The following is a 22,703-nucleotide window of genomic DNA, read 5'->3' as shown; positions in this document are numbered from 1 at the left end:
CGGCCTCCCGGGAGCGACCCGCCCCCCGCGCTGTCCCGGTCAGCCGCCCGATGCGTTGCCGAGGCGTTCGAGGAGAAGCCCTTCGCGGGTCGACCAGGGGCAGATCGTCACGCTGCGGACTTCGCAGGCTTCCATCAGGGCCTCGGCCACGAGGGCCCCGGCCAGGGACTGTTCGGCCCGGTGCGGGGAGATGCCGGGCAGTTTCTCGCGGTCTCGCGGAGTCGCGGCGGCGAGCAGGGGGATCGCGTCGCGGAGAGCGCGCAGGGTCAGCCGTTCCGGCGTGCGCGTGGGCTTGTCCCGGGCGGCGGCGGCGAGCCGGGCGAGCTGGGTGAAGGTCTTGGAGCAGGCCAGGACCCGGCCGCCCGGCTCGGCGCGGGGCAGCCCGGACGCGGTGCCCAATGACCGGCGCAGTGCCTGCCGCACCTCGGCCAGATGCTCTTCTGAAGAGACGATGCCGCCGGGCAGGTGCTTGCGGGTGACCGTACGGGCACCGAGCGGCAGCGAGTGCAGTGTGCGGGGCCGGGCGGCGGTGCCGGAGGCGATCTCCAGGGTGCCGCCGCCGATGTCCAGCACCAGCAGCGGGCCGGCGGCGGGGCCCGCCCAACGACGGGCCGCCGAGTAGGCGAGCCGCGCCTCCTCCTCGCCGGACAGCACCCGCAGCCGGACGCCGGTGCTGTCCGCCACCCGCTCGATGACGTCGTCACAGTTGGGCGCGTCCCGGATGACGGAGGTGGCGAACGCGAAGACCTCCGGCAGCCGGAGGCGCGGGTGTGCGGTGACCACCTCGGCCACCGCCTCCTGCACGGTCCTGACCCCCGACTGGCGCAGCCGGCCCTCCGGGCCCAGGCTCTGGTGCAGTCCCAGGCGCACCTTGCGGGAGAGCACCGGCTCCAGCACGCCGTCCTCCGACCGCTGCGCCACCGTCAGCAGGGCGCTGTGGCAGCCGACGTCGAGGACCGCCGCCTGCCGCATCCCACGACCTTCGCGCACCACAAGCCTTTCCGTTCCCGGGACCGAACCGTTCTCCCCGGCCCCTGCCCGGGGCGGTCGCCAGGGGCGGTGACCAGCACATCGGGGCACCGCGTAGCCATCATGTCACCGCAGGTGCCCCCCTGACCCCGCCCGGTCCCTCAGGTACGCGGCCCTGTCGCCCGGCGCACGGATTCTGACGTCGCCCTGCCGCGCCGTCCGGACGGTGGCGACCGGGCGGGGCCGCAGACGGGAGCGTACTGAACGGCACAGGACCGCGGGCTACGACCACTGCACCGCCGGAACGGACGCGAGCCGGCCCGTCCGCCCGCTGGACTTCGCGTAACAGCCACACGATCGGGTGACGGATGGCACCATGGCTGCCCATGACGTCCGGGCCCGCCTTCCGTCTCGCACGTGCGGCGGTGTTCGCCGCCGTGTGCGTGACGGTGACGGTCCTCGGCCACGCCCTGATGTCGCGGGCCGTGCCGGGCTGGGCGGCGGGATACGCGTTCGCCGCGACGACCGCCGGAGCCTGGTGGCCGGCCGGGCGCCGTGAGCGCGGTGCCCTCGCCGTGACGGGGGCCACCTTGGTGGCCCAGGCCGCCCTGCACGGCTGGTTCGTACTCGCCCAGGACTTCGCCGCCGCCCCCGCCGGAGCCGGCGCCGTCCCGGTGACGGGTCATCACACATCGGCCGTCATGGGCGGGATGGCCGCGTCAGCCCCCGCGATGGGCGGCTGGTCCACGGGTATGGCCCTGGCCCACCTCGTTGCCGCGCTGCTGTGCGGATGGTGGCTCTGGCGTGGAGAGGCCGCCGCGTTCCGCCTCGGCCGCGCTCTGGCGGCCTTCGTCTTCGCTCCCTTGCGGCGGGCCGAACACGTCCTGTCCGCCTGCCGGATGCCGGTCACGGTACGGCCCGCTTCCTTCTTCGCGCCGGTGCGCGCGCCGCACCAGGCATCCCTGTGGCACACGTTCTCGCGCAGAGGTCCCCCGGAGCCGGCGTTCCGTCTCTGACCGCCCGCCCCTCTCATCCGGGGTGACGGGCGCGGTCCGGCGTGCCCGCGCGCGCCGTCGTCTCCCGGCGCCTTCGTCTCGCGCCGGCGGAAACCACCTGCCGACTTCACTCGCACCCGCGCCCCGACGCCGGGTGCCCATTGGGGATGCACGCATGTCTTCCACTCGAGAACACACACCGACAGACGGCCACGACGAGACCGTGACCGCCGCGCCGCCACGCAACCCGGAGCCGGGCCCGGCGCAACAGGGTCGTTCCTGGCAGGGAGTACGGGCACTGCTGGCCCGCCTGCACTTCTACGCCGGGGTGTTCGTCGCCCCGTTCCTGCTGGTGGCCGCGGTGACCGGACTGGCCTACGCCTTCACGCCGCAGTTCGACCAGCTCGCCTACGGCGACCGGCTGCGGGTCGAGGCGGTCGGCGACCAGCCGCGACCCCTGGCGGAACAGATCGCCGCGGCCCGGACCGCCCACCCGGAAGGCACCCTGGCCTCGGTGATCACCCCGCCCGGTCCCGAGGACACGACGCGGGTGGTGCTGTCCGTTCCGGAGCTCGGCGACAGGCAGCGCACGGTCTTCGTCGATCCTTACACCGCCGAGGTCAGGGGTGAACTGACCACGTGGTGGGGTTCGACACCGCTCACCACGTGGCTGGACGACCTGCACCGCAATCTCCATCTCGGTGAAACGGGCCGCCTCTATTCGGAGGTCGCCGCGAGCTGGCTCTGGGTGATCGTCGCGGGCGGACTCGTGCTCTGGCTCGGCCGTGCCCGCGGGCAGCGTGCCAAGTCGGTGCGCGGCGTGCTGCTGCCCGACGGATCCGCGCGAGGTGTGCGGCGCACGCGCGGACGGCACGCCGCCACGGGCGTATGGCTGGCCATCGGTCTGCTCTTCCTCAGCGCGACCGGACTGACCTGGTCCCACTACGCCGGCGCGCGGTTCGGACAGGTACTGGACGCGGCCAAGGGCCACGCGCCGGGGTTGGTCACCACGCTTCCCGGCGCGAGTGGGGCAACGGGTGACGAGCACGAGGGCCACGCGGGCCACGGCGACGCCACGGACGGGGCGTCCGCGGACCCGGCCGGCTTCGACGCCGTCCTCGCCGTGGCCCGGGACGCCGGACTGGGCGGCAGGGTGGAACTGACACCGCCCGCCGACGCCGCGAGCGCCTGGACCGTGGCGCAGAACGATCCCCGGTGGCCGGTGCACTTCGACCAGGTCGCCGTCGACGCCGCGAAGAGCGAGGTCACCGCGGAGAGCCGGTGGGCCGACTACCCGGTCCTGGCCAAGCTCAGCAAGCTCGGCGTGCAGGGCCACATGGGCCTGCTGTTCGGACTCGTCAACCAGATCCTGCTGGCGCTGATCGCGCTCGGCCTGATACTCGTCATCCTGTGGGGCTACCGGATGTGGTGGCAACGCCGGCCCGTCCGTGACGACCGCGCGGCACCGCTCGGCAAGGCCCCCGCCCGGGGTACGTGGCGACAACTGCCCCTGCCGGTGCTGGTCCTGGGGATCCCTGCCGTCGCCGCCTTCGGCTGGGCGCTGCCGGTCCTGGGGGTCACGCTGCTCGGCTTCCTGCTCGTGGACCTCGTGGTCGGGCTCGTCCGCCGGTCCCGCACCCGCACCGCCTAGGAACGCGTCCACCCGGGGGCCGCCCGGGCCCCGGGTGGACGTCGTCGCCGCGTCCGGTGGCGTTCCTTGCCCGGCCTTGACCAGCTCCTTGCCTTAAGCGCACCGGCAATTAACTGCGTATGAGTTGCAGGTGCGTTTGCATGGCTCATAACGTGGCATGTCCCTCCGGCATGTCCACCAAGAAGAGGCGCTCAATGTCCACCGCTCCGCTTTCCGAACCGGGAGCCCGGGCCCTGATCCACCGCATCCGCCACGCACTCAGCCCCCGTGAGTGGGCTCGTGCCGGCGGTATGGCGGCCTTCGTCGTCGGCCTCCATGTGATCGGCTGGTTCGTCCTCGTGGCGATCGTCGCACCGGAGCACTACAGCCTGGGCACGAAGACCTTCGGGGTGGGCATCGGGGTGACCGCGTACACCCTGGGCATGCGGCACGCCTTCGACGCCGATCACATCGCCGCGATCGACAACACCACCCGCAAGCTGATGGGCGAGGGACAGCGGCCGCTGTCCGTCGGCTTCTGGTTCTCCCTCGGGCACTCCTCGATCGTGTTCGTGCTGGCCCTGCTGCTGTCGCTGGGCGTCAAAGCGCTGGCGGGCCCGGTCGAGAACGACAATTCCGAACTGCACGACGTCACCGGCTGGATCGGCACGACCGTCTCGGGCACGTTCCTCTACGTCATCGCCGTCATCAACCTGCTGATCCTCGCCGGGATCTGGAAGGTCTTCCGGCAGATGCGGTCCGGCAACTTCGACGAGGCCGCCCTGGAAGAGCATCTGAACAACCGGGGCTTCATGAACCGGCTGCTCGGGCGGCTGATGAAGTCCATCACCAAGCCCTGGCAGATGTACCCGCTCGGTCTGCTCTTCGGGCTCGGCTTCGACACCGCCACCGAGATCGCCCTGCTCGTCCTCGCCGGCTCCGGAGCCGCATCCGGGCTCCCCTGGTACGCGATCCTGTGCCTGCCCGTGCTCTTCGCGGCGGGCATGTCGCTGCTGGACACCATCGACGGCTCGTTCATGAACTTCGCCTACGGCTGGGCCTTCTCCAAGCCCGTCCGGAAGGTCTACTACAACCTCACCGTCACCGGTCTGTCGGTCGCCGTCGCGCTCGTCATCGGCACCGTGGAACTCCTCGGCCTGATCGCCGAGAAGGCCGGCCTGCACGGCGCGTTCTGGGACTGGGTGTCCGCACTCGACCTCAACGCCATCGGCTTCGTCATCGTCGGGCTGTTCGTCGCCACCTGGGTGGTGGCGCTGCTGGTGTGGAAGTTCGCCCGCATCGAGGAGAAGTGGACGGCGAACCTGCGCCCGGCCGAGCAGCACGCCGAATAGGGGCTCCCCTTGGGGGTGCCGTGGGCCGTGCCCGCCCTACGATGGCCCGGGGCCGAGGCGCGCACGGGGGGCGGAAGATGAGGCGCAGGTTCGGGAGACTCGCGGCAGCGGCGTACGTGGTGCTGATCGGCGCCCTGGCCGTGGCGGGGGCCGTCCACGAGCGAGCGGCCTACTACCTGGTGGCGGTCGCGCTGACGCTGCCCGCGGGTGCCTTCGCCCTGCCGGCGATGTACGGAGGCTACGCGGTGATCTCGGCGATCGGCGGGATCTGGCTCCCCGTCGCCCGGCCGGACGGCGAGGAGGCCGCTTGGCTGAGCACGGGCAGCGCGGCGTTGAACGTGGCGGCGCTGACGTGCGCCGCGATCGTCAATGTCGCGCTGGCGGAACGGGTGCTGCGAAGGCGGCACCCGTCCCACCACTGACCCGGAACGGCCCCGCGCCGCCCCGCTCGCAGCCGTACGCCGAACGGGCGGCAGCCCAGCGCGCGCACCTCGGCCTGCCCCTGCTGCCGACCACCGCCATCGGCTCGTTCCCGCAGACCGCGGAACTCCGCACGGCGCGGGCCGATCTGAGGGCCGGCCGGATCGGCGACTCGGCGTACGAGGAGCGCGTCAGGGCCGAGATCGGCGAGGTGATCGCCTTCCAGGAGAAGGCAGGGCCGGAGGTCCTCGTACACGGCGAGGCCGAACGCAACGACATGGTCCGGTACTTCGCCGAGCAGCTCACCGGCTACCTCGCCACCCAGCACGGCTGGGTGCGGTCCTACGGCACCCGCTACGTCCGCCCGCCGATCCTCGCCGGGGACATCTCCCGACCGGAGCCCATGACGGTGCGGTGGACGGCGTACGCCCGGTCGCTCACCGACCGCCCGGTCCTTGACGCCGACGTCATCAGCCTGGAGGCCGCCCGTTCCCACATGCAGGTCGCCCGCGAGCCGGCCGCGCACGGGTACCCGCGTGAGGCCGGGCCCGGCGTCTGCGACATCCACTCGCCACGCGTGCCGGGCGTGCACGAGGCGGCCGCCCTGCTGAGGAAGGGACTCGAGGCCATCCCCGCCGAGCGGCTCTGGGTCAACCCCGACAGCGGGCTGAAGACCCGCGGCTGGCCGGAGACCCGCGCCTCCCTGGAGAACCTGGCCGCGGCGGCCCGTACGGTCCGCTCCGAGCTCTCCAGGTCCTGAAGCACCGCCGCCGGGTCACGGCCCGGCCCACAAAAACGCGAGAGGGCCCGCGGACGGATTCCGCGGGCCCTCTCGACCGGTGTGCGTCAGTTCGCGGCCGGCACCGCCCGGCCGGCTGCGGACGGAGCGGAACGGGGTGCCAGGTACCGCTGTGCCAGCTCGCCGAAGACGAGCCCGAAGCCACCCCACAGCGTCAGCTGGATGGCGAGAGCGGACACGCGGAACCGCCACAGCAGCGCGGCCGGGAAGTCCCCGGGCACCTCGTTGATGACCGGCAGGAACGCGTAGGCCAGCCCGATGGCGACCACGAACGCCGCGATCGCGACGACCGTGGCGTACCAGTTCCCCAGGGCGGGTGCGAGCCGCTTGCCGACGAGCACGGCGGCGATCGCCAGAAGCACGCTGAGCAGCATCATCAGGAAGTACAAGGTGGTGCGCTTGCCGATGGTGTCGGGGTCGCCGACCGACGGCGGATTGGCCGGGTACTTCAGGAACGGCACGACGTACACCGTCAGCAGCGCGCACCCCGACAGCAGCAGGGCGGTCGCACGGGCCGAGAAGCGGCCCACGCGGCCGAGCGCGAAGCAGTAGGCGAGCGCGGCGATTCCGCCGAAGGCGACGCCGTAGAGAAGGACGCCGGTCGCCAGACCGGCCGTGGACTGCAGGTGGCGGCTGACGAGTTCGACCTCGTGCTCATGCCCGGAGGCGTGTGCCTCTTCGAAGCCGATGGCGTTGTCGACGCTGGGCTCACCGAGGAAGTAGGCGACAAGGAGAGCCAGTACACCCGCCGTCAGACCGGCGAGCATGCCGCGGACGAGGAGATTTCTCACGGTTGCGGAGTTCATGGGGGCGCCGAGTCCTCGTCAGTGGCAGGGGAAGCCGAGCAGGTGGCGGGCGTCGTGGACCCACTCGTGGACGCCCGCGCCGTCGAAGACGGAGGTGGCGCCCTGCTCGGCGCCGACGAAGTACAGGAGGATCAGCATGAGAACGCCGATGAAGACCGCCCAAGGGGCTATGTCCTTCAACGGCAGCTTGGCCGGGATGACGGGGGTGGTGACTGGCGGCTGAACGGCAGGCTGCGCCATGGCAGGTCCTCCTCGGGAGTTCGCGTCCCATCTCGGTGGTGCACAGGACGGCGGCTGCGGGTCTGACTCACCAGGCGTTTCGCCCTGAGGGCGGCTTGCCTGATCCACAGTGGCGCGACCGTGCCGGGTTCTCACCGGCTTCCGTCATGCCGTCGTCGATATCCGCCAAACCGTACCGCGTCGTGCGCCCCCGGCCAAGACCGCACCGGTTGGCGGAAGTCCACCGTCAGCCGCCCGGCCTGCGGAGTTCATCGAGTGTGGAGCCGAAGGACGCGTACGGCGGCCCGGAGGCCGGATGCGGCACCGCCTCGGACCCCCAGATGCCTTGGGGATCGGTCAGATCCCTGACGCGCCGCGTCAACCCCGTTGTCCCCCAGACCCGTTGACGGTGCGCAGGACATCGCAGGCGTGCGGTCAGTTGCCCCGGCGGATACGGGCGGCCTCGCGAGCCGCGGCCATCTGGCGGGCTTCGGCCGCCTTGCGCGACTCCCGGCCGGGGCGCGTGCCCAGGCCGCGGAACGGGGCGCCGCCGCGGGCCGGCGCGCTCACGGCCGGTGCGCCGGCGAGCGGCACACCGGACGGGGCCTTGGCCCCGGTGATCCGGCTCAGTGCCGCCTCGCCGGAACGCACCTGTGTGATCGTGGGCCGGATGCCCGCGTCCGACATGAGCCTGGTCATGTCGCCGCGCTGGTGGGAGGTGACGAGGGTCACCACCCTGCCGGACCGGCCCGCCCGGGCGGTCCGCCCGCCGCGGTGGAGGTAGTCCTTGGCGTCGGCGGGGGGATCGACGTTGACCACGAGGTCCAGATCGTCGACGTGGATGCCGCGGGCGGCGACGTCGGTCGCCACCAGGGTCGTCACCTCGCCCGTCTTGAACAGGGTGAGGGCCCGTGTGCGCTGCGGCTGGGACTTTCCGCTGTGCAGGCCCGCGGCCCGCACCCCCGAGCCCTCCAGGTGCCTGGTGAACTGGTCGACCGCGTGCTTGGTGTCGAGGAACATGATCACCCGGCCGTCCCGGGCGGCGATCTCCGTGGCGGCGGCGAACTTGTCGGCGGCGTGGACGTAGAGCACGTGATGTTCCATGGCGACGACGGTCGCGGCCGCGGGGTCGACCGAGTGGACCACCGGATCGGTCAGGTAGTCGCGGACCAGCAGGTCGATGTTGCGGTCGAGGGTGGCGGAGAACAGCATCCGCTGGCCACCGGGGCGCACCTGGTCCAGAAGCTCGGTCACCTGCGGCATGAAGCCCAGGTCGGCCATCTGGTCGGCCTCGTCCAGGACCGTGATCCGAACCTGGTCCAGATGGCAGTCACGGCGTGTGACGAGATCGCTGAGGCGTCCGGGCGTGGCGACGACGACCTCCGCGCCGGCCCGGATCGCACCCACCTGCCGGCCGATCGACAGGCCCCCGACCACGGTGGCCAGCCTGAGGTCCAGCGCCCGGGCGTAGGGGGTGAGTGCCTCCGTGACCTGCTGGGCCAGCTCCCGCGTGGGCACCAGCACCAGGGCCCGGGGCCGCTTGGGCTCGGCACGCTGTCCGGCGGTGCGGGCCAGCAGCGCCAGACCGAAGGCCAGGGTCTTGCCCGATCCGGTGCGCCCCCGGCCCAGGACGTCCCGCCCGGCCAGGGCATTCGGCAGCGTGGCCGCCTGGATGGGGAAGGGTTCGTCCACACCGAGGTCGGCGAGGGTCTTGAGCAGGGACGGCGGAAGTTCCAGCTCCGCGAACGTCGTGACCGGCGGCAATGCCGGGGTGACCGTCACGGGTGCCGCGAATTCGCCCTGCGGGGTCGTGGGGCGGCCCTTGCCGGCGGAGCGGCCGGGACCCTGCGGACGGGTACGACCGGCTTGGCCGGAGCGGTGGTCGTTGCGGGGTGAACGGTCCATGGGGAACCTTCCTCGACGGGGCGCGCGTCGAGGAATTCCCGGTGGGTACGTGCGCCCGGGAGTCGCCAGAACGAGCCGAAGACAAGACGGTGATCGGCAGCGCGTGGTCCCGTCCCTTCGGCGTGGGCCCCGGCTGCGTCGTGCGCGCCGGCGCCGGGTGCCGGCGCCTGCGGGATCGCACTTCCCCGCAAGTTTACCCGCCGTACGCGATTTCCCCGGCGAGCGGTCCGCAGGGGGCGGCGCCCGTTCGTGGCCGCCGGCCCCGCGGTCGGCGGCTCCCCGGGCAGTCGATCAGGGCCTCCCGGGCGCTCGCCGGTCCCGGCGACCGGCCCGAGCTGTGCGGGAGGCCCTGCTGTCGGGCAGAGCGCTTGACTGGACGTCAGGAAGGCAGCGTCCACTGCTGGTTGGTGGAGCCGGCGCAGGTCCAGATCTGCAGGCGGGTGCCGTTCGCCGAGCTGGGCCCGGTGGCGTCGAGGCACTTGCCGGACTGTGGGTTGACCAGTGTGCTGCCCGACTTCTGCCAGACCTGCGACCCGGTGCCGTTGCAGTCGTACAGATCCACCTTGGTGCCGTTGGCGGTACCGGCGGCGGTGACGTCCATGCACTTGCCGAGTGCCCGCAGGGTGCCGTCGCTGCCGACGGTCCACTTCTGGGCGTCGGTGCCGTTGCAGTCGTAGAGCTGGATCGCGGTGCCGTTGGCGGTGGCCGCGCCGGCGATGTCCACGCACTTGCCCGCGTACCCGGAACGGATCGGCCCCGTGCCGGTGGGAGGAGGCGTGGTGCCGCCGCCGACCCAGGTGGTGGCCGCGGACGAACCCACGTTGTCGATGGCCGTGTTGCTCTCGATCGGACTGGCCACCTTGCCGGGGAACACGATGAAGGTCACCGGGCCCTCGGTGCCGCCGGTGGCGGGGTTGGGGTCGATGCCGAGCGCGGTGGCCAGCGCGTACGAGCCCTCGCCGATGATGTTGTCCGGGCCCTCGTCGGCGAACGTGGCGTAGACGACCCTGCCGTTGTACACCACGGCCGCCACGCTGCCCGGGGAGATGCCCGCGGACTGGTAGTTGAAGCGGCCGCTCGGCAGGGGGACGACGTAGTAGTGCGTCGTCTCCGAGGTGAAGGGCTGTCCCGCCGAGGTCTCGAAGGAGGTCTGGGGCTGGTACCAGGGGTCGGTCGCGGCATTGCAGTGCGCGGTGCCCACACCGTCGCAGTCGATGTCCATGTCCGACGTCCAGGTGTACGCGGAACCGTTCTTGCAGATCTGCACGGTGGCCGCGCCGCCGTCGTCGGTGGCGTACTTGCCATTCGACGCGGGTGTACAACTCTGCGCCTTGGCCAGCAGCTGGGCCGCGGTCGGGCCCGCGGCCGCCACGGCGGGCGCGGCTCCGGCGGCGCTCGATGCGGTCGCGCCGACACCGACGGTAGCGGTCAGCGTGGTCACCGCGACGCCGAGGGCCGCGAGGCCCAGGCGGAAGCGAGTACGCGTCATGGGTCACCTCTTCCGATCGTTGAGACGTCCGAACGGGTGGGGGAGGGGTGGCCACCGGATTGAAAGGAAACCTTACTGACGCATACCTGTCAATGCTTGGGATCCGCTCCGCGCGGCGGGGTTTCCCGGCCCGCCCTGGCGCCCCGTCCGGGCCGCCGACTGAGACGTTTCACGGCCTGGCAGGATCGACGCGTAGTCTTCGATAGCCTCTTTAGGGTGAATCCATACTTACTGATGGATGAATGGTGACCGTACGTACATAGAACGGGAGCGTTGTAGTGGGGGAAGGGCAGGACCCGGCCGAGTGCGGCCGGGTCCGACGACGCGGGGGTGTCGGTGGTGCGGACATGGTGAGCTGGTCGGACAAAAGCAAAGGTCAGGGGGAGGTTCGCATCGGTGGGCTGACGGTGACGGAAGGCAGGCGGCCGGATCTGCCGACGCGCCGGGACGATGAGTGCCCAGGGGCCGTACGGGCGGCCCGGGGCAGTGCCGGAGCGCAGCGCCGTCGTCCGGCCGGTGGACCCATCGCCGGCGGCTCCCGGAGGTGCTCATGATGCGGGTTCTCGTCGTCGAGGACGACGCGGCGATCAGCCAGGCTCTGTCCCTGGTGCTCCGCGCCGAGGGATTCGAGGTGGCCACCGCGGACACGGGCTCGGACGCGCTGAGCCAGTTCGACAGCGACGGCGCCGACGTGATCCTCCTGGACTGGATTCTCCCCGGGTTCCCGGGAATCGAGGTCTGCCGCAGACTTCGTCAGACCTCGAACGTCCCCGTCATCATGGTCACCGCCAAGGACAGCGAGATCGACAAGATCGTGGCACTTGAAATGGGTGCCGACGACTACGTCACCAAGCCGTTCTCCAGCCGCGAGCTCATCGCCCGGATCCGCGCGGTGCTGCGCGGCCGGGGGAATCCGGCCGAGGTCCCCTCACACGTTCTCGAGGTGGGTCCGGTTCGGATGGACATCGAACAGCACATCGCCACCGTCGACGGACGGGAGGTCTACCTTCCGCTCAAGGAGTTCGACCTCTTGCGTTTTCTGCTGCGGAACGTGGGCCGGGTCCTCACCAAGCAGCAGATCCTGGACCACGTGTGGGGCATGAACCACTTCGGCGACGGCAAGACCATCGACGTCCACATCCGGCGACTGCGCATCAAGATCGAGCCGGAACCGGGAAAGCCCCGCCATCTCCTCACCGTCCGCGGGGTCGGCTACAAGTTCCAGAAATGAATCCGGCCGCCGCGGCGCCACCCCGCCCCGCCCCCGGGCCGGTCCTGGTTCGCTGTCGGTGCGTCGTGGCAGGGTGGGGGCATGTGCGGCCGCTATGTCTCCACCCGACGCCCCGAGGACCTGGTCCAGCAGTTCCGGGTCACCGAATGGAATCCCGAGGCCCTGGTGGCGCCGAACTGGAATGTCGCGCCGACCGATGACGTGTGGGCCGTATTGGAGGGCGTCGACCGGGGGACCGGCGCCCTGGAGCGGCAGTTGCGCCCTTTGCGGTGGGGGCTGGTGCCGTCCTGGGCGAAGAGCCTGGGCGTCGGCTCGAAGATGATCAACGCATGAGTGGAGACGGTGCACGAGAAGCCCGCCTACCGCCGGGCCTTCGCCAAGCGCCGCTGCCTGCTGCCCGCCGACGGCTTCTACGAGTGGCAGTCCGTCCCGGCCACCGAGACGAGCAAGGCACACAAGCAGCCGTACTTCATCAGTCCCGAAGGCGGCCACGGCCAGGGCATGGCCTTCGCGGGACTCTACGAGTTCTGGCGCGACCGCGAGGTCGCCGGCGACGACGAGCCGGGCGCGTGGTGGACGACGTGCACCATCATCACCACCGAGGCCACCGATGCCGCCGGCCGTGTCCACCCGCGGATGCCGCTGACGATCGCCGCCGCCGGATACGATGCCTGGCTCGACCCCGAGCATCAGGACCTCGACGAGCTCCGCGCCCTGCTGACCGCCCCCGCCGACGGCCACCTGACCACGCGTCCGGTCTCCACCGCCGTCAACAACGTCCGCAACAACGGCCCCCACCTGCTGGACCCCATGGACCCCGCTTCCTGACCCGCCGCCGTTCTCAGTGCGCGGGGTGCTGGGGGACGTCCCGGAGCGCCGCGATCAGTCCGCGCAGCGCGGGGCGGCTCGACGACGTCTCCCGCACCGCCGCGTGAATGCAGCGGATCGGCTCCGGATTGCGTACCTTGCGGATGGCGACCCCCGGGTGACGGCGCGTCAATCCCATGACCGGGATGAGGCTGACGCCGAGGCCGGTGGCGACGAACCCCTGAGCCGTGGCGTAGTCCTCGCTTTCCACGGCGAAGTCGGGGGTGAAGCCCGCCGCGGCGCAGCCCTCGACCACGGTGTCCAGGCACGGGCCGGGCCCGTCGCTGCGGACCCACGGCTCGTCCGCGAGGTCCACGAGGTCCAGCACCTTCTTCGCGGCGAGCCGGTGCCCCCTGGGCAGGACGGCACGGTACGCGTCGTCGAGCAGATGCACGAAGTGAATGCCTTGGCGGGACCGGTCGCGGGGGTGGACCACCACGGCGAGGTCGGCCCTGCCCTCCGTCACCTCGGGCAGTGGGTCCTGGGGATCCGTCATCTTGAGGTCGACCCGTATGCCGGGGTACTCCTGGCGGAGCCGGGCGAGCGCGGGCGCCACGAGGGTGGCGCCCGCTGTGGCGAAGTAGCGGATCGACAGCAGCCCCGTGTGGCGGGCACGCAGGTCGGCGAGAGCCGTCTCCGCCCGGGCCACCTGCCCGCTGATGATGCCGGCGTGCTCGCTGAGCAACCGGCCTGCTTCCGTGGGCCGGACGCCGCGGCCGACCCTTTCGAGCAGCGGAAGCCCGGCCTGCTTCTCCAGCGCTGCCACCTGCTGACTCACAGCCGACGGGGTGTACCCCAGATTCGTGGCCGCCGCGGTGATCGACCCGCTGGTCACGACCGCACGGAGGACTTGCATACGTCGCACATCAAGCATGTAGCTCAGCTTAAAGGTTCATCACTATTCATCGCTTGTCCTGTTGTGAATCCTTGGGCAGCATTCGTAGCCGACCGACTGCTCAGGGAGGCGGGAAATGATGGACGGCCGCCAGGGCCCGCTGATACGCGTGGCCGGACTCGCGCTGCTGTGGGGCTCGGCATTTCTGTGGATCAAGCTGGCGCTCAACAGCGGGCTGACCCCGTTTCAGATCGCCTTCGTACGCTCCGCCCTCGGCGCGGCGGTCCTTCTCGTCCTCGCCCGCGGTGCGCGCCGGCGCCTTCCACGGGACCGCGGAACGTGGCGGCACCTCGTCGTGGCGGCCTTCTTCTGCAACGCACTGCCGTTCCTCCTGTTCGGCATCGGCGAGCGGACCGTCGGCTCCGGGACGGCCGGGATACTGCACGCGACGACACCGTTGTGGTCCGTGCTGCTCGGGGCCGTCATCGGCACCGAGCGCGGATTCCATCCGGTCCGGTGGGGCGGACTGCTGGCCGGATTCGCCGGGACGGTGGTGATCTTCGCCCCCTGGCAGACGGCCGGGGCCCTGAGCGGGGGCGCGCTCGCCCTGCTCGGGGCGTCCGCGAGCTATGCCGTCGGCTTCGCCTACATGGGAAGCCGGCTGACCGGCCGGGGAACCGGCGTCCTGGCTCTCTCGGCGGCCCAACTCGTCGCGGCCACGGCACTTGCCGCGCCGGCGATGCTGGTCACCGGCCCGGTCCCGGCGCACCTCGATCCGAGAGCCGTACTGGCCGTCGCCGTTCTCGGCATCTGCAGCACCGGATTCACGATCTATCTCAGCTTCCGGCTCGTCGCGGACGAGGGAGCCACCAGCGCGGCGACCGTCGGCTACCTCCTCCCGGTCGTCTCACTGGCGCTGGGGGCGGTCGTCCTCGACGAGGAACTCGGCCCGCGGGTCATCGTGGGGGCGGCCGTAGTGCTGGCCGGTGTCGCGGCGACGCGGTGGCACCGGCGCCGGCCGTCGCCCGCGACGGCGGCGGACACGGCGGCACTCGCCGGTCCGGGGAAGTGAGGGCGATGCGGCACCGCCGGCTCCGGCACCTCCGGCAGTCTTCGGCGAAGGACTCCGTGCGATCCGGCTCCCCGTGGCACACACGCGACTTCCGCACGCTGTTCACCGCGACCGTCCTCAGCCAGTTCGGCACCAACACCGGCTATGTCGCCGTCCCGCTCATCGCCGTGTCCGCGCTCGACGCCGGTCCCGGCCAGGTCGGCGCACTCGCCGCGTCGAGCACCGCCGCCTTTCTGCTCATCGGCCTCCCCGCCGGGGCATGGGTGGACAGGATGCGCCATCGTGGTGTGCTGATCGCCGCGGATCTGACCCGGGCCGCGCTGTTCGCCTCGATCCCCCTGGCCTGGTGGCTGGACACCCTCACGCTCGGCTACCTCTACGTGGTCGTCCTGCTGACCGGCTGCGCCACCGTGTTCTTCGACGTCGGATCGCAGAGCGTGCTGCCACAACTCGTCGGCCGGGACGGCCTCGTACGGGCGAACGCCGCAGTGGTGAGCCTCATCGCCGCCGGCAATGTGGCCGGCCGGGGCGCGGGCGGAGGGCTCGTCCAACTGCTCACGGCTCCCGTGGCCGTGGCATGCGCGGCGGCAGCCTACCTGGCCTCGGCTCTGCGGCTCACCGCCATGCGTCGCGACGTGGCACCGCCCGCGCCCCTGCCCGGCCGGCCCACCCGGCTGAGAGCGCAGATCACCGAGGGACTGCGGCACGTCTTCGGTAACAGGGAACTCAAAGCCCTCGCCGTCACTGCGGCCCTCGGCAACCTGGGCTCTCAGATCATCAACACCATGCTCCCGGTGTTGTTCGTCCGCCAACTCCACTACCCGGCGGGCGCACTGGGCCTCTTCTGGGCAGCGGGCGGAGTCGGCCTCCTCCTGGGCGCCCGCTGTGCCCGCCCCGTCGCCGCGCGCCTCGGCTACGGACGTGCTCTCGGTCTCGCGGGCCTGTGCCTGGCACCTGCGGGACTGCTCGTACCGCTCATCGACCGCGGCCCCTGGCTGTGGGCCGCGGGGACGGGTTGGCTGCTGGCCATGTTCAAGATCGGCATGGACAACGTACTCGGCGTCAGCATGCGCCAGCACATGACGCCGGAACACCTCCTCGGCCGGATGAACGCCACCTTCCGCTTCCTGCTCACCGGCGCCCTCGCCGTGGGTGCCGCCGCAGCGGGCCTGCTCGGCGAACTGACGACCGTGCGCACCACTGTCTGGGTCGGCGGTGCCTTCCTGGCGACGGCATTCCTGCCCGTCTTCCTCTCCCCGGTCCGTACGCGGCGCCTCCCGCCACGGCAACTGGAACCGCGAGCCGCGAGCGCGCCGGTGGACCGCCGGAAGCACCGACGTCCCGAGGACGCTCAGCGGCCCGGCACCGGCCAGGCCTGCTGATGCGCCCAGTCGGCGAACGACAACCAGGGGATATCGGGAAAGTCGGCACGCAGGGCCGCGAGGTCGACGTGGTATCCGCTCTCCGTCAGATACGTGTACATCGCGGCCATGTCCGGACTGGTCTGCCGCAGCTGTTCCATCGGGATGCGCCGGAACGTCACCGGGCCACCCGCGGCGTCGGCCACGACACGCGCCATCCGCGCGGGGGTCGGGTCGTCCCCGGCGATCTCGACACGGCGGCCGATCCAACGGCCCGGGTCCGCGACGACCGCGGCGACCACGCGGCCGAGGTCGAGTCGGGAGACCTGCTGGAGCGGGGTGTCCGGCGGCAGGGCCATGGCGATCTCACCGGCGGCGACCTCCCGCAGGGCGCCCAGGGCGTTGTCGTAGAAATAGGTCGGCGCGACGACCGTGGCCGGCAGCTCCGCCCTGGCGAGCACCTCTTCGACGCGGGCCTTGGTCTCGAAGTGCGGAATGCCCGTATGGCGGTCGGCGCTCGCGACGGACCCCATGACCAGGTGCGGCAGGGACACACGCGCGGCCGCCTCGATGATCGCCTCGCCCTGGGCCACCTCCGCGTCCAGTCCGGCCTGGAAGGGCGTGGTGAGCGCGTAGGCGGCGGTCGCGCCCCGGAACGCCGCGGCGAGTGAGCCGGCGTCGGTCATGTCGCCCGGCACCACCTCGACGCCGGCGGCGACCAGCGCGCGGGCCTTGGCCGCCGCGGGGTCACGTACCACCGCCCGCACCGGGTGCCCCGCTTCGACAAGCGCCTGCACCACGGCGCTGCCCTGCCCGCCTGTCGCACCCAGCACCGCGATCGCCATGAGCCCTCCTCGCCATGGGCCCCGGCCGGGCCCCTGCCCATGGTCACGTCCCCCTCCCCGCGCGGCCATCCTCGCCGTCCGAACGGGCGAGTGTCCTGGCCGGAGCCGTATGGCCGGAAGCGGCGCACTGGGCCGTCGCCGAGACGTCTGGCGGAGGGGGTATCCCATACGGTTCAACTGTCACCTGGATTGCGGGTCATGGCTGCTGGTGGCAGATCGACAGGACGCGGTCGAGCGGTCGCGGGGTGGAACCCCGGCGCGTTCCCCAACGCCGGGGAGCGAACTGGCGCCGGAATGCGAAACCCTCTGCTGACCCTTGTGGGTGGGGGGTTTTCTCCTGCTGGGGGCGTGTTTTCTGGCCGTGACGGTGCAGAACAAAAGGGATCGTTTCAGCATGAGATGCGCCGGCGGCGGTGACGGAAACCGGAATGACATCGTGATCCGGTGACGCCTAGGGTCGGCCCATGACCGCTGACCTCGCAAGTCTCACCCGCCGTCCGATCGCCCCGCCGGACGCCGCCGCCCTGGCCGAGCTGCTCAACGCAATCGAGGCAGTCGACACTTTCGGTGAGTACTACTCCGAGGAGGATGCAGCCGACCAGATCAACGCCCCTCTGCTCGACCTCGACCGCGGCACGATCGGCGTCTTCGACGGCGGCACCATGGTCGGCTACTCCTCCGCCGCGCACAGGCCGTTCGCCGAAGGGGTGGACCGGGTGATGGTCAGCGGAGGCGTGCACCCGGACTACCGGCGCCGGGGACTCGGTGCAGAGCTGCTGTCCGCGGGAATCGCGAGTGCGAAGACGCTGCACGCGATCCATCACCCCGGCCTGCCACTTGCCGTCGACGTTCAGAACAACTCGCGCAACGACAGCGCGCTCGCCTGCTACCAGGCCGCGGGCATGACGCCCGTGCGCTGGTACTCGCACATGCGCCATCCGCTCGGAGCCGCCGTCATCGACGTGCCGACGCCCGACGGCCTCGTCTTCGAGGGCTATTCCGCCGACAACGACGCCGAGTTCCTCGCCGTCAGGAACGAGGCCTTCCTCGACCGCTGGGCCGGGGCCCCGACGCCGGAGGAGCAGTGGCGCGCGTCGCTCGGCTGGCCGGCTTTCCGCCCGGGCCTCAGCTTCCTGCTGCGCGATGCGGACAGCGGCACCGCCGTCGGCATGCTGCTGACCTTTTCCTGGGACGCGGACACCGAGGCGACCGGCGTCCGTGATGCGCACGTCATGACCCTCGCGACCCGCCGCGCACACCGCAAGCGAGGCGTCGCCGGCGCACTCATCCACCACGCGCTGCGCTCCGCACAGGACGACGGCTTCGAGCGAGCGAGCATCGAAGTAGACGCCGACAGCCCGACCGGCGGAAACGGTCTGTACGAGCGGGCCGGATTCACCGTCGCCCGCACCGAAGTCCGCTACACCCTCAACGCGTGAACGGCGGTGGCCCGGCTCGCGGGCTCAGCGCAGGAGCCGGGCCACCGTCCCCGAGCCGGCGGCGCGGCCGCGGTACCGGAAAGCGAACCGCTGGCCGCACTCAAGAGCGACAGGCCGTTCCAGCGTCACCGTCACCGCGCCTTGGTGGCACGGGTGCAAGCTGTGATCATGAGTGAGCGCCACAGTGCCGCTCAGGGCGGCACCGCGTAGGTAAAAGGCAAGGCTGGTGCCGGTGGAGACCTCCGACCCGCCGTGCTCCTCCGGCAACAGGGCGATGGTCGCGGTGAATTCGGCGTACGCCCCGATCGAGCCGGGCGTCGCGAGCACCTGCCCCCGCTCGACCGTTCCCGCCGCGGAAGGGGACAGCGTCAGCCCTGCGTTCATGCCCTCACCCGCCTCGGCGAGGCGCGCTCCGCACGCGTCGATGCCGCTGACGTGAGTGATCGCGCCGCCGCCGAAGCCGACGAGCTCCACCTCGTCGCCCTCGCGTACCCGGCCGCGTTCGATTCGGCTCCACAGCTCTCACCACCGGACTCGCCGGCCAGGGTCCGTAGTCCGGGGGCACAACGCTACTGGGTCCGGCCGGCGAGAGCGCCGGAGCGTCGGGCCCGCCCCCCATGGGGGACGGGCCCGTGCGTCCGCCGGGTTACGGCAGTTCGATGCCGGTCACCAAGCCGTTCTGGTTGCCGACGACCAGGACGTCGCCGACGATCGCCGGAGTGCTGAAGCAGTACACCAGGCTGTGCTGCAGCCGTCCCTGCCGGGTGCCGTCGGCCAGCTTCACCCCGAGCAGCTTGCCGTCCGCCGACTGGGCCCAGGCCACGCCGTCGGCGATGACCACGCCGGCGTTGAAGACACGGACCGCCAGATTGGTCTGCCAGCGCACCTTGCCCGTCGCCAGCTCGACGAGGGACATGAGCCCGGTCTCCGTCGTGAACAGCGCGGTGCCGTCGCCGAGAAGGAGCGTCGGCGCGTACATGGCGCTGCCGGCCAACTTCCAGCGCAGTGCGCCGGTGGCGGCGTCCAGTCCCCAGGAGCTGGAGACGGAGCCGACGATCACGACGCCGTCGCCGACCGCGACAACGTTGTCCCAACCGCTGTAGAGCGCGATGTGGTTCTCGGTGCCGGTGGCCATGGAGAACGACCACAGCGCCGCGCCGGTCACCGCGTCGTGGGCGCGGGCGTAGCCGTCGTCGGCCGCGGTGTACACGCGGCGGCCGTCGCCGGCGGCGCGGCCGGAGGAGAAGCCGCGGCCGGGCACGGACCACAGGGCGTCCCCGCTCGCGGCGTCCAGGGCGAACAGCGTGCGGCCGGCCGAGACGAACAGCCGCTCCTGGCCGTCGACATCGGTCACCAGCGGAGCGCTGAGCACCGGCGCCCCGGCGTCGAATGCCCACTTCTGGCGGCCGTCGGCGGCGTCGAGGGCGTAGAGCCGGTGGTCGGCCGACGGGACGAAGACCGTCCGGGACGCGGCGTCGACCGCGGGCCGGCGGTAGACCGGCCCGACCTGCGTGTGCCACAGGCGGGTCGCGGAGGAGCGGTGACGGGGGCGCAGGGCGACCACGTCGCCGCTGCTGGACGCGATGACGGCGGTCTGCTCGTCGTCGGAACCGACCGTGGCGATGCCGCCTTGGACCGAGCCGGGCAGCTGGTACTCCCAGCGGGGCTTCGGGTCGGCGGCGCCGCGCGCCACCTCGAACAGGGCGGTGTCCTCCCACCAGGTGCCGTCGGCCGCGGTGACCTGCAGGCGCAGGCGCTGGGTGCCGGGGACGACCGAGGAGACGTCGACGGTGCCCTCCCACCGGCGGTCGGAGCCCGCTTCGAGGGCGAGCGGCTTCCAGACGGGGTTGGCGGCGCCGCCGAAGACCGACTGCGGATAGAGGTCGACCGCGACCTGGGTGGGCGCGGCGTCCCCGTCCAGCCGGACGGAGACCGGCAGCAGGCCGCCGGTGACCGTGCCGAGGCGGACACCGCGCGGGCGCTGCGGGCGGCCGAGGCCGTCGCCGGCCAGCGGCATGTCGGCGACGGGCACCTCGGTCTCGGTCCCGTCGGCGGCCACGTTGACCCGGCTCACCCGCAGCACGGGTGTGCCGTCGGCGGCAACGGTGCGCTCGACCCAGTAGTAGAGGGCGCCGTTGCGTACCGCGTTGAGGCCGATCTGGGTGAGGCCGTTGAAGCGGCTCACGACCTCCTTGTGGATGTGGCCGGCGAAGATGCCGCGGACGTCGTAGTCGGCCAGGAGGTCGAGGACGGCCGGCTGGTCGTCGACGTAGTAGAAGGTGTTGCCCATCGGGAAGTGCTGGAAGAGCACCGCGGGCGTTCCCGGGCGCAGGCGCTTGAGGTCGGCCTCCAGCCACTCCAGGCCGCCGGGGCCGAAGTGCCCGGGCTCCTGCAGGACCTCGGTGGGGTCGAAGCCGATGAAGTGCACGCCGCCGGCGTCGAAGGAGTAGGGCCCCGGGCCGAAGTGCGAGTGGTACTGCTCCTTGGCGGACGGGTCCCACCGCACGTCGTGGTTGCCGGGGGAGTAGTGCATCTTGCCGTGCAGGGCCGCGGGCAGCACCTCGGCGTAGCGGTCGAACTCGTCGGGACGGCCGGTGTCGGTGATGTCGCCGCAGTGCAGGACGAGGTCCGGGGTGCGGGCGGCTATCGAGGCCCACACCTGGGTGAGCCACACGGTCGTCTGCGGCGAGTCGACGTTCACGTGAGTGTCGGTCACCAACGCGAACCGCAGGGGCGCGTCCGGCCCGTCCGCCGGAGCGGCGTTCGCCGGCGCCGCACCCAGCAGGGAGGCGAGCCCGGCCGACGCGAGGGTGCCGCCGGCGAGGCCGAGGAACCCGCGGCGGCCGATGCCGGCGTGGTGGCAGGCGTCGTGCGTGGTGCCGGACGGCTCAGGCATATCAGACATGTGAGTCCCGATGGTGCGAGGCGCGGGTGCGCCAAGGTGCAAGATCGGGCACACGGTGGTCCGTCCCGGCGACACCGCCCTTTATGTAAGTGGTCATTACAAGGAACATCGGGTGTCCGGAGTGGATCACCGGTGGGATCGGGGGCGACGAAACCGCCGCCCCCGGCATGCCCGGACGACTCCGTGCGGGTCGCCGCCGACGTCAGGAGAGGCAGCCGACGTACGCGAGGGCCTGCTTGAGCAGCACTCCCTGCCCGCCCGGCATCTCCTGCTGCAGGTGGGGTGACGACGCCTCCTGGGGGGTGAACCAGACCAGGTCGAGAGCGTCCTGCCGCGGGTGGCAGTCGCCCACCACGGGGACGACATAGGCCAGCGAGACCGCGTGCTGCCGGGGGTCGTGAAAGGAGGTCACCCCGTGCGTCGGGAAGTACTCGGCGATGGTGAAAGGCTGCGGGGAGGCCGGGATGCGGGGCAGCGCCATCGGCCCGAGATCCTTCTCCAAGTGGCGGATGAGCGCCTCACGGACGCGCTCGTGGTGGAGAACCCTGCCGGAGACGAGGGCGCGGCTGACGGTCCCGTCCGGTCCGATGCGGAGCAGCAGACCGACATGCGTGACTTCTCCGCTGTCGTCGACCCGGACGGGCACGGCGTCGACGTACAGGATCGGCATACGTGCGCGGGTCAGCTCCAGGTCTTCTGGAGACAGCCAGCCGGGCGTGGTTTCGGTCTTGTCGGCCATCGGGTGATCGTACGTGGAGAACCCGCCGATCGGGGAGACTGTCGGCGTGCCGCGGTGCCCCGTGTATCGGCTGCTCAAGTGAGGTGACCTCCGTGCACCGAATGGCCGGTCCCACGGACGTGTCGCCGCTCGCCGGCTACACGGGAGGGGCGAAGGGGTTCTCGCCGGTTGACGGCGCGCCGGCGCGCCGTGCCGCCCGTGGCGGGGCCGGAGCCCAGTCCGGTCCGCGGTGATCCAGCCACCAGTTGCCGATGGTGTGGAACTTCTCCTCGAAGGCGCGGTCCCAGCTGAGGAATCCGGTGGCCGGCGCCTGCAGGCGCGTACGCCGGCCGCCCGCTTCATGGATCACGACGAAACGGCTGCCGAAGACCCACTCGGTCTCGATGGCCCGCACGTCGGCCCAGAGGATGGTCCGGCGGGACAGGTTGTGCACGACGGCCGCGGACCGCGTGAGGGTGATCCCGGACGAACGCGAGAAGATCAGCATCGCGAACGGCAACACGACCGGTCCGACGGCCGGCCAGATCGGTCCCCCGTGCGACCAGAAGCAGAGCTGCAAGAGCCCGGCAAACAGAGTCACGGGCAGCACGGGCAGCATGCGCTGCAGAAACGTCAATCGGTAGCGGATGTGCTCCGGGGACATGGACTTGTTCTGCGACTGCCCCATCGAGTCATCCCCCCACTGCTCCGCGCGGCCGCGGCCACGCATGATCACCCCCGTAGTGTGGCCATACCGTTCCGTGGTGTCCATATCGGCGAACCGGCGGACACCCCGGGCACCGTTGCGCGCAGTGGTACCCGGGGTGTGCGAAGGCTCGGTGCCGG

19 protein-coding genes, 2 pseudogenes and 1 riboswitch are annotated in these 22,703 nt (G+C 71.6%); of the genes and pseudogenes, 10 read left to right on the top strand and 11 right to left on the bottom strand.

What is annotated here, in order from left to right; all coding sequences use genetic code 11:
• Nucleotides 1-39 precede the first annotated feature (39 nt).
• A complete protein-coding gene (locus tag ACFWVC_RS17180) occupies nucleotides 40-972 on the bottom strand; it encodes a Ppx/GppA phosphatase family protein (RefSeq protein ID WP_384285679.1) in 933 nt (310 codons plus the stop codon).
• 383 nt (nucleotides 973-1,355) lie between these two features.
• Here ACFWVC_RS17180 and ACFWVC_RS17175 point away from each other — a divergent pair, with 383 nt between their 5' ends.
• From ACFWVC_RS17175 to ACFWVC_RS17155, 5 genes and pseudogenes are all read left to right on the top strand, one after another.
• On the top strand, nucleotides 1,356-1,985 hold the full coding sequence (locus ACFWVC_RS17175; RefSeq protein ID WP_384285677.1) for a hypothetical protein: 630 nt from the start codon (nucleotides 1,356-1,358) through the stop codon (nucleotides 1,983-1,985).
• A gap of 154 nt (nucleotides 1,986-2,139) precedes the next feature.
• Nucleotides 2,140-3,615 (top strand): PepSY-associated TM helix domain-containing protein, encoded by a 1,476-nt coding sequence (locus tag ACFWVC_RS17170; RefSeq protein ID WP_384285675.1) that lies wholly within the window; start codon nucleotides 2,140-2,142, stop codon nucleotides 3,613-3,615.
• 290 nt (nucleotides 3,616-3,905) lie between these two features.
• Nucleotides 3,906-4,946, top strand: a complete 1,041-nt coding sequence (locus ACFWVC_RS17165) for a HoxN/HupN/NixA family nickel/cobalt transporter (protein ID WP_384285816.1) — start codon at nucleotides 3,906-3,908, stop codon at nucleotides 4,944-4,946.
• A gap of 77 nt (nucleotides 4,947-5,023) precedes the next feature.
• On the top strand, nucleotides 5,024-5,368 hold the full coding sequence (locus ACFWVC_RS17160; RefSeq protein ID WP_384285672.1) for a hypothetical protein: 345 nt from the start codon (nucleotides 5,024-5,026) through the stop codon (nucleotides 5,366-5,368).
• A gap of 23 nt (nucleotides 5,369-5,391) precedes the next feature.
• Nucleotides 5,392-6,126 (top strand): annotated as a pseudogene (locus ACFWVC_RS17155) (hypothetical protein); the annotation flags it as partial.
• Between the two features lie 86 nt (nucleotides 6,127-6,212).
• Here ACFWVC_RS17155 and ACFWVC_RS17150 read toward each other — a convergent pair.
• From ACFWVC_RS17150 to ACFWVC_RS17135, 4 genes are all read right to left on the bottom strand, one after another.
• On the bottom strand, nucleotides 6,213-6,971 hold the full coding sequence (locus tag ACFWVC_RS17150) for a CbtA family protein (protein ID WP_384285669.1): 759 nt from the start codon (nucleotides 6,969-6,971) through the stop codon (nucleotides 6,213-6,215).
• Between the two features lie 18 nt (nucleotides 6,972-6,989).
• Nucleotides 6,990-7,211 (bottom strand): CbtB-domain containing protein, encoded by a 222-nt coding sequence (locus ACFWVC_RS17145; protein ID WP_384285665.1) that lies wholly within the window; start codon nucleotides 7,209-7,211, stop codon nucleotides 6,990-6,992.
• 60 nt (nucleotides 7,212-7,271) lie between these two features.
• Nucleotides 7,272-7,354: riboswitch (cobalamin riboswitch) on the bottom strand.
• 271 nt (nucleotides 7,355-7,625) lie between these two features.
• On the bottom strand, nucleotides 7,626-9,095 hold the full coding sequence (locus ACFWVC_RS17140) for a DEAD/DEAH box helicase (protein WP_384285663.1): 1,470 nt from the start codon (nucleotides 9,093-9,095) through the stop codon (nucleotides 7,626-7,628).
• Nucleotides 9,096-9,474: 379 nt separating this feature from the next.
• Complete coding sequence (locus ACFWVC_RS17135; protein ID WP_384285661.1) at nucleotides 9,475-10,584, bottom strand: ricin-type beta-trefoil lectin domain protein; 1,110 nt, start codon at nucleotides 10,582-10,584, stop codon at nucleotides 9,475-9,477.
• A gap of 550 nt (nucleotides 10,585-11,134) precedes the next feature.
• Between ACFWVC_RS17135 and ACFWVC_RS17130 the strand changes: the two genes are divergently transcribed.
• Nucleotides 11,135-11,815, top strand: a complete 681-nt coding sequence (locus ACFWVC_RS17130; protein ID WP_384285658.1) for a response regulator — start codon at nucleotides 11,135-11,137, stop codon at nucleotides 11,813-11,815.
• Between the two features lie 81 nt (nucleotides 11,816-11,896).
• Nucleotides 11,897-12,643: pseudogene (locus tag ACFWVC_RS17125) on the top strand (SOS response-associated peptidase).
• Between the two features lie 13 nt (nucleotides 12,644-12,656).
• On the opposite strand, the gene ACFWVC_RS17120 reads toward ACFWVC_RS17125, so the two are convergent.
• Nucleotides 12,657-13,538 (bottom strand): LysR family transcriptional regulator, encoded by an 882-nt coding sequence (locus ACFWVC_RS17120; RefSeq protein WP_384285653.1) that lies wholly within the window; start codon nucleotides 13,536-13,538, stop codon nucleotides 12,657-12,659.
• A 115-nt stretch (nucleotides 13,539-13,653) separates the two neighbouring features.
• Between ACFWVC_RS17120 and ACFWVC_RS17115 the strand changes: the two genes are divergently transcribed.
• Together ACFWVC_RS17115 and ACFWVC_RS17110 are read left to right on the top strand one after the other, a co-directional pair.
• Nucleotides 13,654-14,589, top strand: coding sequence for a DMT family transporter (locus ACFWVC_RS17115; protein ID WP_384285650.1), 936 nt, complete (start codon nucleotides 13,654-13,656; stop codon nucleotides 14,587-14,589).
• 56 nt (nucleotides 14,590-14,645) lie between these two features.
• Nucleotides 14,646-15,971: an MFS transporter gene (locus tag ACFWVC_RS17110; protein ID WP_384285645.1), complete on the top strand. Its 1,326-nt coding sequence runs from the start codon at nucleotides 14,646-14,648 to the stop codon at nucleotides 15,969-15,971.
• Here ACFWVC_RS17110 and ACFWVC_RS17105 read toward each other — a convergent pair.
• Nucleotides 15,941-16,795 carry an NmrA family NAD(P)-binding protein gene (locus ACFWVC_RS17105; RefSeq protein ID WP_384285643.1) on the bottom strand — a complete coding sequence of 285 codons (855 nt, stop codon included), beginning with the start codon at nucleotides 16,793-16,795 and terminating at the stop codon, nucleotides 15,941-15,943. The genes ACFWVC_RS17110 and ACFWVC_RS17105 overlap by 31 nt on opposite strands.
• A 464-nt stretch (nucleotides 16,796-17,259) precedes the next feature.
• Here ACFWVC_RS17105 and ACFWVC_RS17100 point away from each other — a divergent pair, with 464 nt between their 5' ends.
• The gene (locus ACFWVC_RS17100; RefSeq protein WP_384285637.1) at nucleotides 17,260-18,234 is read left to right on the top strand and encodes a GNAT family N-acetyltransferase; all 975 of its coding nucleotides are present in this window, start codon (nucleotides 17,260-17,262) and stop codon (nucleotides 18,232-18,234) included.
• Nucleotides 18,235-18,258: 24 nt separating this feature from the next.
• Here ACFWVC_RS17100 and ACFWVC_RS17095 read toward each other — a convergent pair whose 3' ends face one another.
• From ACFWVC_RS17095 to ACFWVC_RS17080, 4 genes are all read right to left on the bottom strand, one after another.
• Complete coding sequence (locus ACFWVC_RS17095) at nucleotides 18,259-18,708, bottom strand: hypothetical protein (RefSeq protein WP_384285635.1); 450 nt, start codon at nucleotides 18,706-18,708, stop codon at nucleotides 18,259-18,261.
• Nucleotides 18,709-18,880: 172 nt separating this feature from the next.
• Nucleotides 18,881-21,130: a PQQ-binding-like beta-propeller repeat protein gene (locus ACFWVC_RS17090; protein ID WP_384285632.1), complete on the bottom strand. Its 2,250-nt coding sequence runs from the start codon at nucleotides 21,128-21,130 to the stop codon at nucleotides 18,881-18,883.
• A gap of 211 nt (nucleotides 21,131-21,341) precedes the next feature.
• Nucleotides 21,342-21,878: an NUDIX hydrolase family protein gene (locus ACFWVC_RS17085; protein ID WP_384285626.1), complete on the bottom strand. Its 537-nt coding sequence runs from the start codon at nucleotides 21,876-21,878 to the stop codon at nucleotides 21,342-21,344.
• A 136-nt stretch (nucleotides 21,879-22,014) separates the two neighbouring features.
• Entirely contained in the window at nucleotides 22,015-22,629 is a 615-nt protein-coding gene (locus tag ACFWVC_RS17080) for a hypothetical protein (protein ID WP_384285622.1), read from the bottom strand.
• Nucleotides 22,630-22,703 lie beyond the last annotated feature (74 nt).

The sequence above is a fragment of the Streptomyces sp. NPDC058691 genome (genome assembly GCF_042714775.1).
Taxonomy (GTDB): Bacteria; Actinomycetota; Actinomycetes; order Streptomycetales; family Streptomycetaceae; genus Actinacidiphila.
Note: the sequence above shows the minus strand (reverse complement) of the source record. Positions and strands in the feature narration are given on the sequence as shown.

Excerpts from the sequence above, each read along its gene's own strand:
- ACFWVC_RS17180 (WP_384285679.1), bottom strand. The coding sequence starts at position 972 with ATGCGGCAGGCGGCGGTCCTCGACGTCGGCTGCCACAGCGCCCTGCTG.
- ACFWVC_RS17175 (WP_384285677.1), top strand. The coding sequence starts at position 1,356 with ATGACGTCCGGGCCCGCCTTCCGTCTCGCACGTGCGGCGGTGTTCGCC.
- ACFWVC_RS17170 (WP_384285675.1), top strand. The coding sequence starts at position 2,140 with ATGTCTTCCACTCGAGAACACACACCGACAGACGGCCACGACGAGACC.
- ACFWVC_RS17165 (WP_384285816.1), top strand. The coding sequence starts at position 3,906 with ATGGCGGCCTTCGTCGTCGGCCTCCATGTGATCGGCTGGTTCGTCCTC.
- ACFWVC_RS17160 (WP_384285672.1), top strand. The coding sequence starts at position 5,024 with ATGAGGCGCAGGTTCGGGAGACTCGCGGCAGCGGCGTACGTGGTGCTG.
- ACFWVC_RS17150 (WP_384285669.1), bottom strand. The coding sequence starts at position 6,971 with ATGAACTCCGCAACCGTGAGAAATCTCCTCGTCCGCGGCATGCTCGCC.
- ACFWVC_RS17145 (WP_384285665.1), bottom strand. The coding sequence starts at position 7,211 with ATGGCGCAGCCTGCCGTTCAGCCGCCAGTCACCACCCCCGTCATCCCG.
- ACFWVC_RS17140 (WP_384285663.1), bottom strand. The coding sequence starts at position 9,095 with ATGGACCGTTCACCCCGCAACGACCACCGCTCCGGCCAAGCCGGTCGT.
- ACFWVC_RS17135 (WP_384285661.1), bottom strand. The coding sequence starts at position 10,584 with ATGACGCGTACTCGCTTCCGCCTGGGCCTCGCGGCCCTCGGCGTCGCG.
- ACFWVC_RS17130 (WP_384285658.1), top strand. The coding sequence starts at position 11,135 with ATGATGCGGGTTCTCGTCGTCGAGGACGACGCGGCGATCAGCCAGGCT.
- ACFWVC_RS17120 (WP_384285653.1), bottom strand. The coding sequence starts at position 13,538 with ATGCAAGTCCTCCGTGCGGTCGTGACCAGCGGGTCGATCACCGCGGCG.
- ACFWVC_RS17115 (WP_384285650.1), top strand. The coding sequence starts at position 13,654 with ATGATGGACGGCCGCCAGGGCCCGCTGATACGCGTGGCCGGACTCGCG.
- ACFWVC_RS17105 (WP_384285643.1), bottom strand. The coding sequence starts at position 16,795 with ATGGCGATCGCGGTGCTGGGTGCGACAGGCGGGCAGGGCAGCGCCGTG.
- ACFWVC_RS17100 (WP_384285637.1), top strand. The coding sequence starts at position 17,260 with ATGACCGCTGACCTCGCAAGTCTCACCCGCCGTCCGATCGCCCCGCCG.
- ACFWVC_RS17090 (WP_384285632.1), bottom strand. The coding sequence starts at position 21,130 with ATGCCTGAGCCGTCCGGCACCACGCACGACGCCTGCCACCACGCCGGC.
- ACFWVC_RS17085 (WP_384285626.1), bottom strand. The coding sequence starts at position 21,878 with ATGGCCGACAAGACCGAAACCACGCCCGGCTGGCTGTCTCCAGAAGAC.
- ACFWVC_RS17080 (WP_384285622.1), bottom strand. The coding sequence starts at position 22,629 with ATGGACACCACGGAACGGTATGGCCACACTACGGGGGTGATCATGCGT.